This window comes from Streptomyces sp. RerS4, assembly GCF_023515955.1.
Lineage (GTDB): Bacteria > Actinomycetota > Actinomycetes > Streptomycetales > Streptomycetaceae > Streptomyces.
In genome coordinates this window covers 6,386,578-6,402,169 of the sequence record NZ_CP097322.1, presented here as the reverse complement: position 1 = coordinate 6,402,169, position 15,592 = coordinate 6,386,578, and the positions used below count along the sequence as shown (strand labels likewise).

Here is a 15,592-nt window from a genome sequence, read left to right as displayed (position 1 = left end):
TCCCCCGCGTGCAGCCGGTACTCAGAGGCTCGCGGCCAGCTCCGTGCCCTGCTTGATGGCCCGCTTGGCGTCGAGTTCGGCGGCCACGTCGGCGCCGCCGATCAGGTGCGCCTCGACGCCGGCGGCGCGCAGCGCCTCCCAGAGGTCGCGGCGCGGCTCCTGCCCGGTGCACAGGACGACGGTGTCTGCGGGCACGAGGTGGGCCTCGCCGTCGACGGTGATGTGCAGGCCCTCGTCGTCGATGCGCTCGTACGTGGCGCCGGCCACGGAGACCACGCCGCGGTGCTTGAGCTCCGCGCGGTGGATCCAGCCGGTGGTGGTGCCGAGGCCGCCGCCGACCTTGGTGGTCTTGCGCTGGAGCAGGTGCACCCGGCGGGGGGAGGCGGGGCGTTCGGGGGCGGTGAGGCCGCCGGGGCCCGTGTAGGCGGTGTCGACGCCCCAGTGGCGGAAGTAGACGGCGGGGTCCTGGGAGGCCCCTTCGCCGCTGTCGGTGAGGAACTCGGCGACGTCGAAGCCGATGCCGCCGGCGCCGACGACGGCGACGCGTTCGCCGACGGGGGCGCCGTCGCGCAGCACGTCGAGGTAGCTGACGACGTTGTCCCGGTCGACGCCCTCGATGTCGGGGGTGCGGGGGGTGACGCCGGTGGCGACGACGACCTCGTCGTAGCCGGCCAGGGTATCCACGTCCGCGCGGGTGTTCAGGCGCAGCTCCACGCCGCTCTCCTCGACCTGTCGGCCGAAGTAGCGGATGGTCTCCTCGAACTCCTCCTTGCCCGGGATGCGGCGGGCGATGTCGAGCTGGCCGCCGATGTGGCCGGAGGCCTCGAAGAGGGTGACGGCGTGGCCGCGTCCGGCGGCGGAGACGGCGCAGGCGAGGCCGGCCGGGCCGGCGCCGACGACGGCGACGCGCTTCTTCGTGCGGGTCGGCGACAGGACGAGTTCGGTCTCGTGGCAGGCGCGCGGGTTGACCAGGCAGCTGGTGATCTTGCCGCTGAAGGTGTGGTCGAGGCAGGCCTGGTTGCAGCCGATGCAGGTGTTGATGGTCTCGGGGCGCCCGGCGGCGGCCTTGGAGACGAAGTCGGCGTCGGCGAGGAAGGGGCGGGCCAGCGAGACCAGGTCGGCGCGGCCGTCGGCGAGGACCTCCTCGGCGATCTCGGGGGTGTTGATGCGGTTGCTCGTGACGAGTGGCACGCTCACCGCGCCCATCAGCCGCTTGGTGACCCAGGTGTAGGCGCCGCGCGGGACGGAGGTGGCGATGGTGGGGATGCGGGCCTCGTGCCAGCCGATGCCGGTGTTGATGATGGTCGCGCCGGCCGCCTCGATCTCCTTCGCGAGGTGGACGACCTCGTCGAGGGTGGAGCCGCCGGGGACCAGGTCCAGCATGGAGAGCCGGTAGATCAGGATGAAGTCGGGGCCGACGGCCTCGCGGGTGCGGCGGACGATCTCCAGCGGGAAGCGCACGCGGTTCTCGTACGCGCCGCCCCAGCGGTCCGTGCGCCGGTTGGTGGCGGCGGCGATGAACTCGTTGATCAGGTAGCCCTCGGAGCCCATGATCTCGACGCCGTCGTAGCCCGCGAGCTTCGCCAGGCGGGCGGCGCGCACGAAGTCCTCGACGGTCCGCTCGACCTCGATGTCGGTGAGCTCGTTGGGGACGAAGGGGCTGATGGGGGCCTTGAGGGCGCTCGGGGCGACCAGGTCCTTGTGATAGGCGTAGCGACCGAAGTGGAGGATCTGCATCGCGATCTTCCCGCCCTCGGCGTGGACCGCCTCGGTGATCACCCGGTGCTCGGCGGCCTCGTCCTCGGTGGTGAGGCGGGAGCCTCCCTCGAAGGGGCGGCCGGCGTCGTTGGGGGCGATGCCGCCGGTGACGATCAGGCCGGCGCCGCCGCGGGCGCGCTCGGCGTAGAAGGCGGCGAGGCGCTCGAAGCCGCGCTCGTGCTCTTCGAGGCCGGTGTGCATCGAGCCCATGATCACGCGGTTCGGCAGGGTGGTGAATCCGAGGTCCAGGGGGCTGAGCAGGTGCGGGTACCGGCTCTGGGAACTCTGGTTCATCGGGGGTGCCTCCTCGCACGGGGTGATGAACCTGTTCTAGCGAGGCACACGTGATTTTGCAACTAAGTGCATAACCGTCTTGAAGGTCCTTCCCGGTCGCGCCCCGGGGACAGGGGCCCCACAGGCTGGACGTGTGGCAGAGTTCACGCCCCGAGGAATGGAGAAGGGGAGGAACGTCCCTTTGCTTGCCCCCCTGGCCTTCACTCGGCAGCGGGTGGACCGCACGACCCGCCGTGCGGTAGCAGTGGCAAGATGATCCCCCAAGGGAGACAGACTCAGCCGGGGGGCTGCATTGCGCGAGTTCATCTACGTCTCGGACAACAAGCTGCGTCAGTTCAGCGCCGCACCGCGCCGGCTCCGCCGGACCGCGGCACTGCGCCTGTCCACGCCCTTCGGCGGAATCGAACTCGACGCCCCCGTGGCGGACGCCGAGCGAGCACGGCAGCGGCAGCTGGACCTGGTGTCCGAGCATCTCGGAGAGTCGGCCCGCTGGTTCGCGGATCCGGACCTGCGACCTGGCCACTGGGTCTACTTCGAGGCCCCGTTGCGCCAGATCTCCCTCAGAGGCAGGTTTCGCGAGATGGTGCTCTTCGCCGATCCCGCCCCGGGTGAGGACCCCGCATACGAAGATGAGACGGGCTGTCGCCTGCTGATGCACGGTTCGGCGCGTCACCTGCTCGGGCAGCCCCCCGTGCAGGTCGACGGACCTCCGCTCGAAGGGATCGCGGGAGGCGACAGCGTCGGAACGACCTTCCTCACCCAGGCGGGACAGGTGGTGCAGACCTTGTCCCGCCCGCAGGACCCGGCAGCCGACGACGCCCCCCGTCCGGGGCTCCCCACCGAAGGGGTCCTTGACCTCATGCGGGCCCTGGACTCGACTCCCGGACAGGCGGGTACGGCGTCCTGGACACGCGGCTACGCACGAGTGACGACCCGCCTCTCCTCCACCTCCGGTAACGCGCCCTGTCTCGTGGCCAGCCCGCTCACGGTCGAATACGCGCCCGACCTGCCCTGAACGACGGAGCACCTGCCATGTACGACGGGACGGAAACCGACGGCCCGCAGATCCGGTTCATCCGCGACGCACTCACCCGCGAGTTCAGCGACCTCATCGACCTGAGCGACTGCGCCGCCCTCCCCGAGGCCAACCGCGAGCAGGTCTTCCTGTCACGGGCGCTCGCGGCGCGCGCTGCACGTCTGCTGGCCGACGTCGACTCGGCCGAGGCCGCCGACTGTGTCACCGACGGTCGCGACGACCGGGGCATCGACGCCATCGCGTTCTCACGCGAGACCCCCGAGATCTGGCTGATCCATGCGAAGTGGAGCTACCGCGGTAGGGCTCGACTCGCCACCGCGGACATCCTGAAATTGATCGAGGGGCTGAACCGACTCACCGAGCTGCAGTACGACAAGTTCAACCCACGGTTCCAGCGGCTGGCCGAACGCGTGGACAAGGTCCTCCTCTCGCCCGGCTGCAAGATCCACCTCGTGGTTGCCGTGGCTGGTGACGGCCACTTGTCGGCCGACGTCTCCTCCCTCCTCTCGGACGCAGCGAGCGCGTACAACGAGCTCGGAGACATCGTCGACTCACAGGTCCTCGACATCGCGGACTTCCATTCCGCGATTCTCAGCGAAACGGCTCCTCCACCGATCGATCTCGCCCTGACCTTCACCGGCGGCTTCCACCTGGCGACGCAGCCGCACGTCTCGTACACGGGCATGGTGTCGGCTGCCGAGCCGGCCGACTGGTACGCCCAATTCGGAGCCAGGCTCTACGAGGACAACATCCGGCGCTACCTGGGCCCCACCTCGGTCAACCGCGCCATCAGCGCGACCCTTGCCGAGGATCCGCAGACCTTCGGGTACTACAACAACGGCATCACGGTGCTGTGCGACTCCGTAAGCGCCGCCCCCTTGTTCTCCGGCCGTCGGCCTGCCCGGCTCACCCTGCACAACGCGCGCGTCGTCAACGGCGCCCAGACGATCACCTCCATCGCCCACGCCCACCAGAACGACCCAGATGCGGTCGCGCAGGCGTGCGTACTCGTCCGAGTCATCCGCGTCGGTGACGCCGACAAGGGACTGGCCGCGCGTATCACGGCAGCCGGTAACGCGCAGAACCGCGTGGAATCCCGGGACTTCATCGCTCTTGATTCCAAACAGGCCTTCATTCGGGCGGATTTCCGGGTATCCCTCGGGAAGGATTACGTGTATCGGCGAGGAGCGCTCGCACCAGTGGGTGAAGCCGGATGCACCGTGGACGAGGCCGCGACCGCACTCGCATGCGCGCATCCCGATGCGACCCTGGTCGCCAGGCTCCGGAGCGACAGCTCGTCGTTGTGGGATCCGGCACCGGACGGTGGGTACGCGCGACTTTTTGAACCCCGGCCGCCGGCGCGGGAGATCTGGCGTGCGGTCCAGCTCGTCCGCAAGGTGAACGAGTCGCTGCACGCGACGGCTCCCGGTCTCGGCGGCCACGCCGCCGCGGTCTGCGATCGCGGGAGCCTCCTGGTCGCCCACGTCGTGTTCCGCGCCGTTGGCCCCATCGACACGGACGAGCCCGGCGCCGAGTGGGAGGACCGGATGGCCTCCGTACCGGAACTCACCCACCGAGTCCTGTTGCACCTCGCCCACGCGGTTCAGGCGCTGTTCAGCCGCCATACCTTCCTGAATAGCGTGTTCGCCAGTCCAGTGCGATGCCGCGACCTGGCAGCCGCCGTCCTCCATTCCCTCCACACCGGCCAGGATTCCTTCCCCGAACCTGAGGTCCCTGCGCGTCGCCTTCGTAGGCCGAACAGCGTTCCACTGCTGGTGGCTCACGAACGGATCCTGGACGGAACCCAGGTTGTCTACCGCCCCGGCCCGACAGAGGAATCCACACTCGGCGCATGGCTCAATGCCGACCCCCGCCGCTTCCTCGCCACCTGGGTGAACGACACCCGCCGTCCCCTGGTCTGGGCAGCCGACGGCAAGCAGTACTCCCCCACCGGACTGGTTCGGCTCATCTGGGACCAGGCCGAATGGCGGGAGGCGCCGGTCGCCGTGGCCGGGGCCAGCCGCTGGCTGGTCCCGGGTGAAGGGACACTGGATGAGCTCGCACGCGAGCTCTTCGAGATCTCGCACGGCTCGGAAGCCTCGGAGAGTCCGGAGACGGACGACCGTGACGGCCGCTGACTTTCGTGTCCTGGAAGGCCGTTACCAGCTCCGGAACCAGATCGGGCACGGCGCCATGGGGCAGGTCTGGCACGGCTACGACCTGGAGCTGGACCGGCACGTCGCTCTCAAGACCATCCACCCCGCACGCCTCGCTTCCGGCCCCCGGAGCGCGGAGGAGGAGACGCTGAGGGAGCGCTTCCGCCGTGAGGCCCGGATGATCGCCCGGCTCGACCACCCCGGCATCCCCGCCGTCTACGACGCCCGGCTGGGCCCTGACACGGCGAACCCCTACATGGTCATGGAACTCGTACCCGGAGAGGATCTCGAACGCGTCCTTCGGAGCGGCCGCCGGTTCTCCGTGACGCAGGCCCTGTCCGTCGCGGCCCGGATCAGCGAGGTCCTCACCCATCTCCACGCCGCGGGTGTCGTCCACCGTGACCTGAAGCCGGCGAACATCATGGTCACAGGCCACCAAGGCGTGAAAGTGATCGACCTGGGCGTGGCCGCCATGCCTGGAGCCGCCCAGGCCCGGCTGACCGAGGACGGCCAGTTGCTCGGCACCTGTGCCTACATGGCGCCCGAGCAGTTCGACGCACCCAGTCTCGTCACCGAACACAGTGACCTCTACGCCCTGGGGTGCATGTTGTACGAGCTGTTGGTCGGCGAACCCCCCTTCACCGGCCCTCCCATGGTGCTGATGAGAGGACACTGCGACCTCGACCCGAAGCCATTGCGGGATTGGTGTCCGGACGTCGATCCGGCCCTCGACCAGCTGGTGATGGAGTGTCTCGCCAAGCCCCCGGGAAGGCGTCCCGCGTCGGCTCGCGCCCTACGGCAACGGCTTGGACGGATCCTCGACGCGCACGCCCAAGCCGCACGGCAGCCCGCGCCGTTCCCGGCCCACGGCCAGACTCCCCCTCCGGAGCTGACCGGCGGGCCGATGGTGCCGCCCCCTCTGGCCCGGACGGTCGGCGCGCTCGCCCTCTACGACGACGGACGGTTCGAAGCGGCCCTACCCGAGTACATGTCGCTGGCGGAGGAATGGGCCTTTGTGGGGGACGAGGCCCGTGCCGCCGACTGCCGGTCGAAGGCGGCGCACTGCCTCCTGCGGCTGGGCGACGCCGAGAAGGCCCTCCACGCCTTCTCCGCGCTCGTCGACCTTCTTGTTCCGTCCCGCCCGTCCGACGACCTTCTGCTGCTCGACTCACAGCTCCAGGTCGCGCTGCTCCTGGAACGGTCCGGCCAGAGCCGGCGGGCCCTCGCCGCCCTGGCCCACCTCTACCCGACCCTCCTGGACGTGCTCGGCAGCGAAGCTCCCCCGACCACCGAGGCACGCGACGCGCTCGTCCGTATCCGCAGGACCGGCTGAGCCGGCCCTCAGGCCCGGTGGAGGCGCAGGGTGACGATCTGGAACGGGCGCAGGGTCAGGGGCACCGTCCCGTCGGGGCCAGGGGCGGACACGGCCCCGCCCTCCAGGGGGCGTTCCAGGAGGTCGCTCTCCACCGCCGCCGTGGCGGTGAAGCCGGGGGTGAGCGTGGCGACGGCGCGGCCGCCCCGGGACTCGTACAGCCGGACGATCACGTCGCCGCCCCGGTCCTCGGCCAGCTTGACCGCCTCCACCACCACCGCGTCGTTGTCGACGGTGAGCAGCGGGGCCACCGGCCCGGCCCCCCGTACCTCCCGCTCGGGCAGGTTGAGCGCGTGGCCCTCGCGCACCGCGTCCCCGATGGTCGCGCCCGGCGCGAGGCAGTGGCGCAGGGTGTGGCGGCCCTGGTCGGTCTCCGGGTCCGGGTAGCGCGGGGCGCGCAGCAGGGAGAGGCGTACGGTCGTGGTCTGGCCCCCGTCGGGCCGCATCGCGCGGGTGACGTCGTGCCCGTACGTGGAGTCGTTGAGCAGTGCCACGCCCCAGCCCGGTTCCTCGGCGTGGATCCATCGGTGGGCGCAGATCTCGAACTTGGCCGCCTCCCAGGAGGTGTTGGTGTGCGTGGCCCGGTAGACGTGGCCGAACTGGGTCTCGGCGGCGGTCCGTTCGGCCTTCACGTCGAGGGGGCAGGCGACCTTGAGGAACTTCTCCGTCTCGTGCCAGTCCACCTCCGTGACCATGTCCACGGTCCTGGCACCGGCGCGCAGGGTGAGGGACTGGCGGACGGTCGAGGAGCCGAAGGAGCGGTCCACGGTGACCGTGACGGACGCGGGGCCGCTCTCGGTGACCTCCATCGCGTCCAGGGCGACGAGGTCGGTGACCTTGTTGCGGTAGAAGGCGTCGATGTCCCAGGCGTCCCACATGTTCGGCAGGTCGGGGTGGATCTGGAGCAGGTTGGCGGCGGCGCCGGGCGCGAGGGCCTCGCGCCGCTCCTGGACGTCGTACGCCGACACGAGCAGCCCGCGCCCGTCGATCTCCAGGCGCAGCCGCCCGTTGGCGAGGACGTGACCGCCCCCGGCCCGGTCCTCGACGGTCACCGGCCCCTCGGTGTCGGTGGGGCGGCAGGCGCCGCCGGCCGGGATGCCGCGCCGGGTGTGCGGGGCGCAGTTGAAGACGAGCCGCTCCTGACCGGGGCCGGCGAGCGCGCTCTGCGCGGCGAGGGTGAGGGCGCTGAGCTCCGCGTGGACGCGGGCGTACGTCTGGCGCGCCTCGCGGTGCACCCAGGCGATGGAGGAGCCCGGCAGGATGTCGTGGAACTGGTGGAGCAGCACGGTCTTCCAGAGCCGCTCCAGCTCCTCGTAGGGGTAGCCGAACCCGGGGACGCGTACGGCGGCGGTCGCCGCCCACAACTCCGCCTCGCGCAGCAGGGATTCGCCGCGCCGGTTGCCCTGCTTGGTCTTGGCCTGGGAGGTGTAGGTGCCGCGGTGGAGTTCGAGGTAGAGCTCGCCGGCCCAGACGGGCGCGTCCTCGTACTCGGCGTGGGCCTTCTCGAAGAAGGCGTCGGGCCGCTCGACCTCGACGCGCGGGGATCCTTCGAGGTCGCGCTGCCGGCGGGCGCGGGCCAGGTGCTCGCGGGTGGGGCCGCCGCCGCCGTCGCCCCAGCCGAAGGGGACCAGGGAGCGTGAACCCCGGCCCTTCTCACGGTAGTTGCGGGCGGCGTGGGCCAGCTGGGCGCCGCCGAGGTCGGAGTTGTAGGTGTCGACGGGCGGGAAGTGCGTGAAGACGCGGCTGCCGTCGATGCCCTCCCACCAGAAGGTGTGGTGGGGGAAGGCGTTGATCTGCGACCAGGAGATCTTCTGCGTCAGGAACCAGCGGGAGCCGGAGAGTTTGACGATCTGCGGCAGCGCGGCGGTGTAGCCGAAGGAGTCCGGCAGCCAGACGTTCTTCGTCTCGATCCCGAACTCGTCGAGGAAGAATTTCTTGCCGTAGAGGAACTGGCGGGCCATGGCCTCGCCGCCGACCATGTTGGTGTCGGACTCCACCCACATCCCGCCGACCGGGACGAACTGGCCGTCGGCGACCTTCTTCTTGATCCGCTCGAACAGCTCGGGCCGGTGCGTCTTGATCCAGTCGAGCTGCTGTGCCTGCGACATGGCGAAGACGAAGTCGGGGTGCGCGTCCATCAGGGCGACCATGTTGGACGTGGTCCGGGACACCTTGCGGACCGTCTCGCGCAGCGGCCACAGCCACGCGGAGTCGATGTGCGCGTGGCCGACCGCGCTGATCCGGTGCGCGGAGGCGTGCGCGGGGGCGGCCAGCACCCCGGCGAGGCAGGCGCGGGCGGCGGGCGCCGTGCCGGGCACGTCGGCCGGGTCCACCTCGTCCAGGGCGGCGTCGACGGCCCGCAGGATCGTGTACCGCCGGGCTTCGCCGGGGTCGAGCTGCGTCATGAGGTCGTAGAGGACCTCCAGGTCCTGTACGAGTTCCCAGACCTCGGTCTCGAAGACGGTGAGGTCCATCCGGGCCAGGCGGTACAGGGGTTGGTCGCCGCTGGTCAGCCGGTCGCCCTCTTGCGTGGGCCGGTGATCGACGAGGATCGGGTTGGAGGCGGCCTCGACGTACCACTCCACGTGCTCGCCGCCCGCCGCCCGGTCGGCCACGCGCACCCAGTCGTTGTACGGGTTGAGCGCCTTGACCTCGCCGCCGTCGGCCCGGTGCACCAGGCCCTCGCACTGGAACCCCGGCATCATGCGGTCGAAGCCGAGGTCGAGGACCGCCTCGACGGTGCGTCCGGCCCAGTCGGCGGGGACGACACCGGTGACCTTGAACCAGGTGGTGCCCCAGGCCGGGCCCCACGGCTCGCCGATGGCGCAGGGCCCGTACGCGGCGGACAACGCCTCGGCGACGGGCACGGGCTCCCCGGGCGCCTCCCAGCGCTCGACGGTCAGCGGGACCGCGCGGGAGTGGACGGCCGGTTTGATCCGCTCCGTGAGCGTCCGGCGGAGACGGTGTTCGGTGACGCTGCGGTCGTCGTGCATGACGGCGGCTCCAGGGAGGGAGGAGAGGGCGGAAAGGGAGGAAGACGGCGGCTGGGCGGGGACGGGCGACCCTCAGGTCTTTACCGCGCCCTCGCCCACGCCCCGGAAGAAGAAACGCTGGAGGGCGAAGAAGAGGAGCATCATCGGGACGAGCGCGGCCATCGCGCCGGCCGCGATGATCCGCTGGTCGCTGACGGTGGTGGCGCCGGCCAGGGTCTTCAGGCCGAGCTGGAGCGTGTAGTGCTCGCTGTCGGTGAGGACGAGCAGGGGCCACAGGAAGTCGTCCCAGGCGCCCATGAAGCTGGTGAGGCAGACGACGGCCAGGGCCCCCTTGGCGGCCGGGAGGAAGACACGCGTGAAGCGGGTCCACTCGCCGGCCCCGTCCAGCACCGCCGCCTCCTCCACCTCCTTGGGGACCGCCAGGAACGCCGCCCGCATGACCATGACGTTCAGGACGGAGACCGCCCCGGGCAGCCAGACCCCGATGAGGGTGTCGACCAGACCCATCTCGCGGACGGTGAGGAACATCGAGATCATCACGGACTCGAAGGGGAACATCAGGGTCGCCACGAGCACCGTGAAGACGCTCCTGCGGCCCTTCCAGCCGGCCCGGGAGAGGGCGTAGCCGCCCATCGCCGCGAAGAGCGCGTTCGAGGTGACGGCCAGGGCCGCCACGATCAGGGTGTTGCCGACGTACTGGAGCAGCGGGAAGGACTCGGCGACGCGCAGGTAGTTGTCGAGGGTGGGCTGCGAGGGCAGCACGCCGTCGTACACGTTCTCCGTACGGCCGCGGATCGAGGTGAGGAACTGCCAGACGATCGGCCCGAGCATGAGGACGAGCATCAGCAGCAGGGTCGCGTACCGGGCGGCGAGGCCGAGCCGGGCGCCGGGAGCACGGCGGGTGGTGCTGCTCACGGCACGTCCCCCTTCGACAGGCGGTGGCCGAGCAGGCTGAAGACCAGCGTCAGGAGGAACAGCAGCAGGGAGATGGCCGCCGCGTAGCCCGTCTCGCCGGAGAAGCCGAGGCCGACCTGTCGGATCAGGAAGGGCAGCGTACGGGCGCCGCCGCCGGGGCCGCCGCTCTCGCCGCCGAGGATGTAGATCTCGGTGAAGACGCGCAGGGCCGAGATCGCCGAGAGGGTGCCGACCAGCAGCATCATCGGCTTCACCTGGGGGACGGTGATGGCGAAGAAGCGGCGCACGGGGCCGGCGCCGTCGATGGCGGCCGCCTCGTGGAGGGAGGCGGGGACGTTCCCGAGGGCCGCCAGGTAGAAGACCATGTAGTAGCCCAGGCCCTTCCACACGGTCACGAGCATCGCGGAGACCAGCAGCATCGTGGAGTCGGTGAGGAAGGGAATCGGCTCGGCGATCACACCGAGCTTCCGGAAGACGGTGTTGACGAGGCCGTCACTGCGCAGCACCCACTGCCAGATCAGGCCGACGACCACGGCGGAGGCGATCACGGGGGTGTAGAAGGCGGACCGGAAGAAGCCGATGCCGGGGATCTTCGCCTGGACGAGGACGGCGAGCGCCAGCGGCAGGAAGACCAGGCAGGGTACGACGACCAGCAGGTAGAGCACGCTGTTGCCGGTGGCGGTCCAGAAGTCGGGGTCGGCGAAGGCGCGGGCGTAGTTGTCGAGGCCGACGAAGCGGCCGCCGCGCAGGATCTGCGCGTCGGTCAGGGAGAGGACGACGGTGTTGACGAACGGCCAGAGGCTGAACAGCGTGACCATCAGCAGGCCGGGCGCGAGGAACAGGTACGGCGTCCACCATCTGCGGTGGGGCAGGCCGGTGTCGGCCTCCATGGCGCGCAGGTCCGCCGCGCGCCGACGCCCGGCGGACCGGCGCCCGGCGGACCGGCATCGGGCGGACCGGCGCCGGCGCTGCGCAACGGTCATTTCCTCGCCCCGGCGGCGAGCAGCCTGTTGGCCTCCTCCTGGGCCTTGCGGACGGCCGTACGGGCGTCCTGCTCCCCCGTGATGGCCTTCTGCACCTCGCGGACCACCGCGTCCCCGACCTGGTTGGTCCACTGGACGGGGGTGTTGGCGTCGAGCCCGGCGGTCTTCAGCTGTTCGGCGCCCACCGCGCGGGCCAGGGTCTCGGCGTCCTTGCCGTCGCCCTTGTCGGCGAAGTACGGGTCGGCCAGACCGCGCGCGTTGGAGGGGTAGATGGTGGCCTTCCGGGAGAATTCCACCTGGTTGGGGCCGTTGGTGACCCACTTGGCGAACTCGCTCGCCGCGTCCACGTGCCGGGTGTCCTTCTTGATGCCGAGGGACTGGGCGTAGATGCCGATGTGGCCGAGCCGGCCGGTGACGGCGCCGGCGACGCGCGTGCGTTCGTAGACCTGCGGGGCGTTCTGCTTGATGTCCTTGACGAAGCCCGGGGAGCCGGGGCCGAAGACGAGCTTGCCGCTGCCGTAGAGCTGGTTGATGTCGTCGGCCTTGAGGAGGGATTCCCTGGGCATGGCGCCCTTGGCGTAGAGGTCCTTCATCCGTTCGACCCAGGCGACGGCCCGGTCGGTGTCGAAGGTGAACCGATCCCTCTGCTCGTTGAGCAGGGGAACGCCCATCTTCTGCCAGTCCCCGGGCAGGCGGCCCTTCGGATCGGCCATGAAGGCGGAGAACCGGCCGCCGGAGCGGGCCGCGATGCGCTCCGCGTAGTCGAAGAACTGCTCGACGTCGGTCGGCGGCTCGTCGGGGTCGAGCCCGGCCTCCGCGAAGAGGTCCTTGTTGTACGTGAGGATCTCGGGGGTCACGTACCAGGGGTAGGCGAAGACGCCGTCGCCCTTGCCGGGGAGTTTGAACTGCTCCCAGGCCCCCGGTACGTACTCCTTGACGACCTCGGGGTCGAGCTTGGCGACGTCGGCGAGCATCCCGCGGTCGCCGAGCAGCTGGAAGGAGTCGGTGGAGAGGTTCACCACGTCCGGGAGGGCTCCGGCCCGGGCGTCGGCGACCAGTTTCTCGTTGTAGCCGTCGCCCGGAACGTCCTCCCATCTCACCTTCACCTCGGGGTACCTGTCCTCGAAGGAGTCGATGACGCCCTGGACGTACGCGGTGAACTTCGGCTTCAGCTGAAGGGTTCGGAACGTGATCTCACCGGACACCTCGCCGGTCTTCTCGGCGTCCTTCGCGTCGGCCGCACCGCCGCTCACCCCGCACGCGCAGAGGGAGAGGAGAGCGCCGGCGGCCAGGGCGGTGAGGGCCTTGCGGATCGCGGGGGAACGATGCATCTTCGCCGCCTTCGGGGGAAGTTCCGGCCTCGCTGCCGGAGCGCGCCGTCCACGCTGTCCGTCGAGGGACGGAGCGTCAACGTGGCCGAAGTCCCGCCGGCCGACGGTACCCACGTATCGCGTCGATACCAGAGGGTCCGCGAGGTCCGGAAGGCCGTTCGTCAACCGGGCGTCGACCTGGACTGATGCGCTTTAGTTCCGTACCGCTTCCCCCTGCCGGCGTTTCGACGGCGAACGCGAATCACCGCCCGAATTTGACTTCTTATCGACGGTGCGGGGAGCGCCGGCACTAATGCGGTTTATCAGCCCCCGACGCAAACCCTCGCGGGCTACTTCATGCGGTACTGCGCCTTCTCGGCGAGCTTGCCGTCCTTGAAGCAGAAGCGCAGCACGTCGTCGGCGCTCGACGAGGTGGAGACGTACCAGGCGCAGGTGCTGCCGGCCGGTTCGGCCGGGCCGCCCTCCTTGAGAGCGTCCTTGACGAAGCTGTCCCCCGAGGGCAGCTTCGCGCGGACCTCGCTCTCCGCGTCGCCGACGCGGACGGCCTCGTAGACCTTCGGGTCGAGGAGGGTCTTGTCGGCCATGTCGAGGACCTTGGACGCGCCGAAGGCCAGGGCCGCGAGCAGTCCGACACCGATGACCAGCACCACTCCGCAGCCGATGAACCAAACCTTGCGCTGAGCCATGTCCTTGCCCGCCCTTCCGTGCACGGTGTGTGCGTTCCCGTCGTTCCCGTTGAACGACAGGAGCCTCGCAGCGGGCGGTGGGCGGGCGCTGTCCTCGAAAGTCGTCGGGGGACACGACGTTCGTCGTTGATCGCTCGCGGGCGACCGGTGTCGGACCGTCATACGTCGTATCACCACTTTGGAGTGACATCGATTACGGCCATATTGCTGGTCATTGAGCCACAACCGTCGACTTATGTTGACAGAGGGTAGTCACGCCGCTGCACTGGGCGCACGCATGACCGCCGTACCGCTCGCCCCTCCTCGCCCCCCACGTCAAGGAGACCCCGTGCCGCCTCGCCCACGTGCGTCCCTCCCGGCCGTCACCGCGGCCGCCCTGCTCGCCCTCACCCTCTGCCCCGCCCCCGCCGCGGCCGAGCCGACGGCGACCTGGGACACCCCGCTCGCGCTCACCCCGCCCATGGGGTGGAACAACTGGGCGCACTACATGTGCGACATCGACGAGGCCAAGGTCGTCGCCAACGCCGAGGCCCTCGTCTCCAGTGGCCTCGCCGCCAAGGGGTACGACACGGTGACCGTCGACGACTGCTGGATGCGCAAGGAGCGCGACGCGCGGGGCAACCTGGTCGTGGACACCGAGAAGTTCCCGCACGGCATGGCCTGGCTCGGCGAGTATCTGCACGCCAAGGGGCTGAAGTTCGGCATCTACGAGGACGCCGGTTCCCTCACCTGCGAGCGCTACCCGGGCAGCGGCGCCCCCGAGGGCGGCGGCCCGGACCACTACGCGCGCGACGCCCGGCAGTTCGCGTCGTGGAAGGTCGACTACGTCAAGATGGACGGCTGCAACCTGTGGGTGCCGCCCGGAAAGACCAAGGAACAGGCGTACCGCGACGCGTACAACTCCGTCGCCCGCGCGCTGCGCGACAGCGGCCGGCCCATGGTGCTCTCCGCGTCCGCGCCGGCCTACTTCCAGCAGGGCGAATGGGGCGGATCCGACTGGCACAAGGTACTCGACTGGGTCGGCGAGACGGGCCAGTTGTGGCGCGAGGGCAAGGACATCAAGGTCTACAAACCGACGGCGCCGGCCACCTCTCGCTGGAGCTCGGTCCTCGGCAACTACGGCTACAACCGCTGGCTCGGCCGGTACGCGGGCCCCGGCAACTGGAACGATCCCGACTTCCTGATCGCCGGCTCCCCCGGACTGACCGAGGCCGAGAGCCGCAGCCAGGTCGGACTGTGGGCGATGATGGCCTCCCCCTTCATCCTGTCCTCCGAGGTCTCCGCGCTGACCCCGGCGGGCCTCGCCGCGCTCGGCAACACCGACCTGATCGCCCTGGACCAGGACCCCCTGGGCCGGCAGGGCGCCGTGGTCTCCTCCAACGCCACCTTCGAGGTCCTGGCCCGACCGTTGGCCAACGGGGACCGCGCCGTCGCCGTCCTCAACCGCTCGGGCGCCACGCGCGACATCTCCGTACCGCTGGCCGACGTGGGCCTGCACACCTGCACGGTGGACGCCAAGGACCTGTGGAGCGGCCGGCGCACGGAGGTCTCGGACGCCCTGACCGGACGCCTCGCGGCCCACGACACGGCCGTGTGGCGGCTCACCCCGCGCGGCTGCGCCGACGCCGTGCCCACCGGGCAGATCAACGGCCTCGACGCCCGGTGCGTCGACGGCGCCAACACCGCCGGCGTCGGCGCCGTCGTGTTGGCCGGGTGCACGGCCGGAGCCGACCAGCGCTGGGTCCTCGGCGAGGGCGGACGGTTGCGCCTGGAGGGCAAGTGCCTCGCGGCGAGCGGGGCCGACGGACTGGTGGCCCTGTCCCGCTGCGCGCCCGCCGGCACGGCGCGCGCGGAGGGGCAGACCTGGGAGCACCGCCGCGACGGGGCCCTGGTCGAGCGGGGCAGCGGGCTGTGTCTGACGGCTCCCGCCACGCCCGCCACCCCGGACGCCCCGGCCGGGCGCCTGACGTTGACCGCCTGCGGCGACCACCAGGTCGACCAGGCCTGGTCCCTTCCGGTCTGAGCGGGCGCCGATGAGGAACGCAACCCCGCGCGCGGCCCTGCTCGC

General features: G+C 70.6%; 10 protein-coding genes. 4 read left to right on the top strand and 6 right to left on the bottom strand.

What is annotated here, in order from left to right; all coding sequences use genetic code 11:
• Nucleotides 1–21 precede the first annotated feature (21 nt).
• On the bottom strand, nt 22–2,052 hold the full coding sequence (locus M4D82_RS28700) for an NADPH-dependent 2,4-dienoyl-CoA reductase (RefSeq protein ID WP_249769672.1): 2,031 nt from the start codon (nt 2,050–2,052) through the stop codon (nt 22–24).
• A gap of 292 nt (nt 2,053–2,344) precedes the next feature.
• On the opposite strand from M4D82_RS28700, the gene M4D82_RS28695 reads away from it, so the two are divergent.
• The 3 genes from M4D82_RS28695 to M4D82_RS28685 are packed head-to-tail and all read left to right on the top strand — an operon-like array spanning nt 2,345 to nt 6,577.
• A complete protein-coding gene (locus tag M4D82_RS28695) occupies nt 2,345–3,067 on the top strand; it encodes an SAVMC3_10250 family protein (RefSeq protein ID WP_249769670.1) in 723 nt (240 codons plus the stop codon).
• A 17-nt stretch (nt 3,068–3,084) separates the two neighbouring features.
• Complete coding sequence (locus M4D82_RS28690; protein ID WP_249769668.1) at nt 3,085–5,226, top strand: AIPR family protein; 2,142 nt, start codon at nt 3,085–3,087, stop codon at nt 5,224–5,226.
• Entirely contained in the window at nt 5,213–6,577 is a 1,365-nt protein-coding gene (locus M4D82_RS28685; protein ID WP_249769658.1) for a serine/threonine-protein kinase, read from the top strand. Before M4D82_RS28690 ends, M4D82_RS28685 begins: the two co-directional genes overlap by 14 nt.
• Nucleotides 6,578–6,585: 8 nt before the next feature.
• On the opposite strand, the gene M4D82_RS28680 is transcribed toward M4D82_RS28685, so the two are convergent.
• From M4D82_RS28680 to M4D82_RS28660, 5 genes are all read right to left on the bottom strand, one after another.
• A complete protein-coding gene (locus tag M4D82_RS28680) occupies nt 6,586–9,609 on the bottom strand; it encodes an alpha-mannosidase (protein ID WP_249769656.1) in 3,024 nt (1,007 codons plus the stop codon).
• A gap of 72 nt (nt 9,610–9,681) precedes the next feature.
• On the bottom strand, nt 9,682–10,524 hold the full coding sequence (locus tag M4D82_RS28675; protein ID WP_249769654.1) for a carbohydrate ABC transporter permease: 843 nt from the start codon (nt 10,522–10,524) through the stop codon (nt 9,682–9,684).
• Entirely contained in the window at nt 10,521–11,414 is an 894-nt protein-coding gene (locus M4D82_RS28670) for a carbohydrate ABC transporter permease (protein WP_249769651.1), read from the bottom strand. The genes M4D82_RS28675 and M4D82_RS28670 overlap by 4 nt, the downstream gene beginning before the upstream one ends.
• An 89-nt stretch (nt 11,415–11,503) precedes the next feature.
• Nucleotides 11,504–12,838, bottom strand: coding sequence for an ABC transporter substrate-binding protein (locus M4D82_RS28665; RefSeq protein WP_249769649.1), 1,335 nt, complete (start codon nt 12,836–12,838; stop codon nt 11,504–11,506).
• A 329-nt stretch (nt 12,839–13,167) separates the two neighbouring features.
• Nucleotides 13,168–13,524: a hypothetical protein gene (locus M4D82_RS28660; protein ID WP_249769647.1), complete on the bottom strand. Its 357-nt coding sequence runs from the start codon at nt 13,522–13,524 to the stop codon at nt 13,168–13,170.
• 328 nt (nt 13,525–13,852) lie between these two features.
• On the opposite strand from M4D82_RS28660, the gene M4D82_RS28655 reads away from it, so the two are divergent.
• Nucleotides 13,853–15,547 carry a ricin-type beta-trefoil lectin domain protein gene (locus M4D82_RS28655; RefSeq protein ID WP_249769645.1) on the top strand — a complete coding sequence of 565 codons (1,695 nt, stop codon included), beginning with the start codon at nt 13,853–13,855 and terminating at the stop codon, nt 15,545–15,547.
• The last annotated feature ends 45 nt before the right edge of the window (nt 15,548–15,592 follow it).

What these genes read in the sequence shown, in the direction of transcription:
- M4D82_RS28700 (WP_249769672.1), bottom strand. Translation starts at nt 2,052, where the DNA reads ATGAACCAGAGTTCCCAGAGCCGGTACCCGCACCTGCTCAGCCCCCTG.
- M4D82_RS28690 (WP_249769668.1), top strand. Translation starts at nt 3,085, where the DNA reads ATGTACGACGGGACGGAAACCGACGGCCCGCAGATCCGGTTCATCCGC.
- M4D82_RS28680 (WP_249769656.1), bottom strand. Translation starts at nt 9,609, where the DNA reads ATGCACGACGACCGCAGCGTCACCGAACACCGTCTCCGCCGGACGCTC.
- M4D82_RS28670 (WP_249769651.1), bottom strand. Translation starts at nt 11,414, where the DNA reads ATGGAGGCCGACACCGGCCTGCCCCACCGCAGATGGTGGACGCCGTAC.
- M4D82_RS28665 (WP_249769649.1), bottom strand. Translation starts at nt 12,838, where the DNA reads ATGCATCGTTCCCCCGCGATCCGCAAGGCCCTCACCGCCCTGGCCGCC.
- M4D82_RS28660 (WP_249769647.1), bottom strand. Translation starts at nt 13,524, where the DNA reads ATGGCTCAGCGCAAGGTTTGGTTCATCGGCTGCGGAGTGGTGCTGGTC.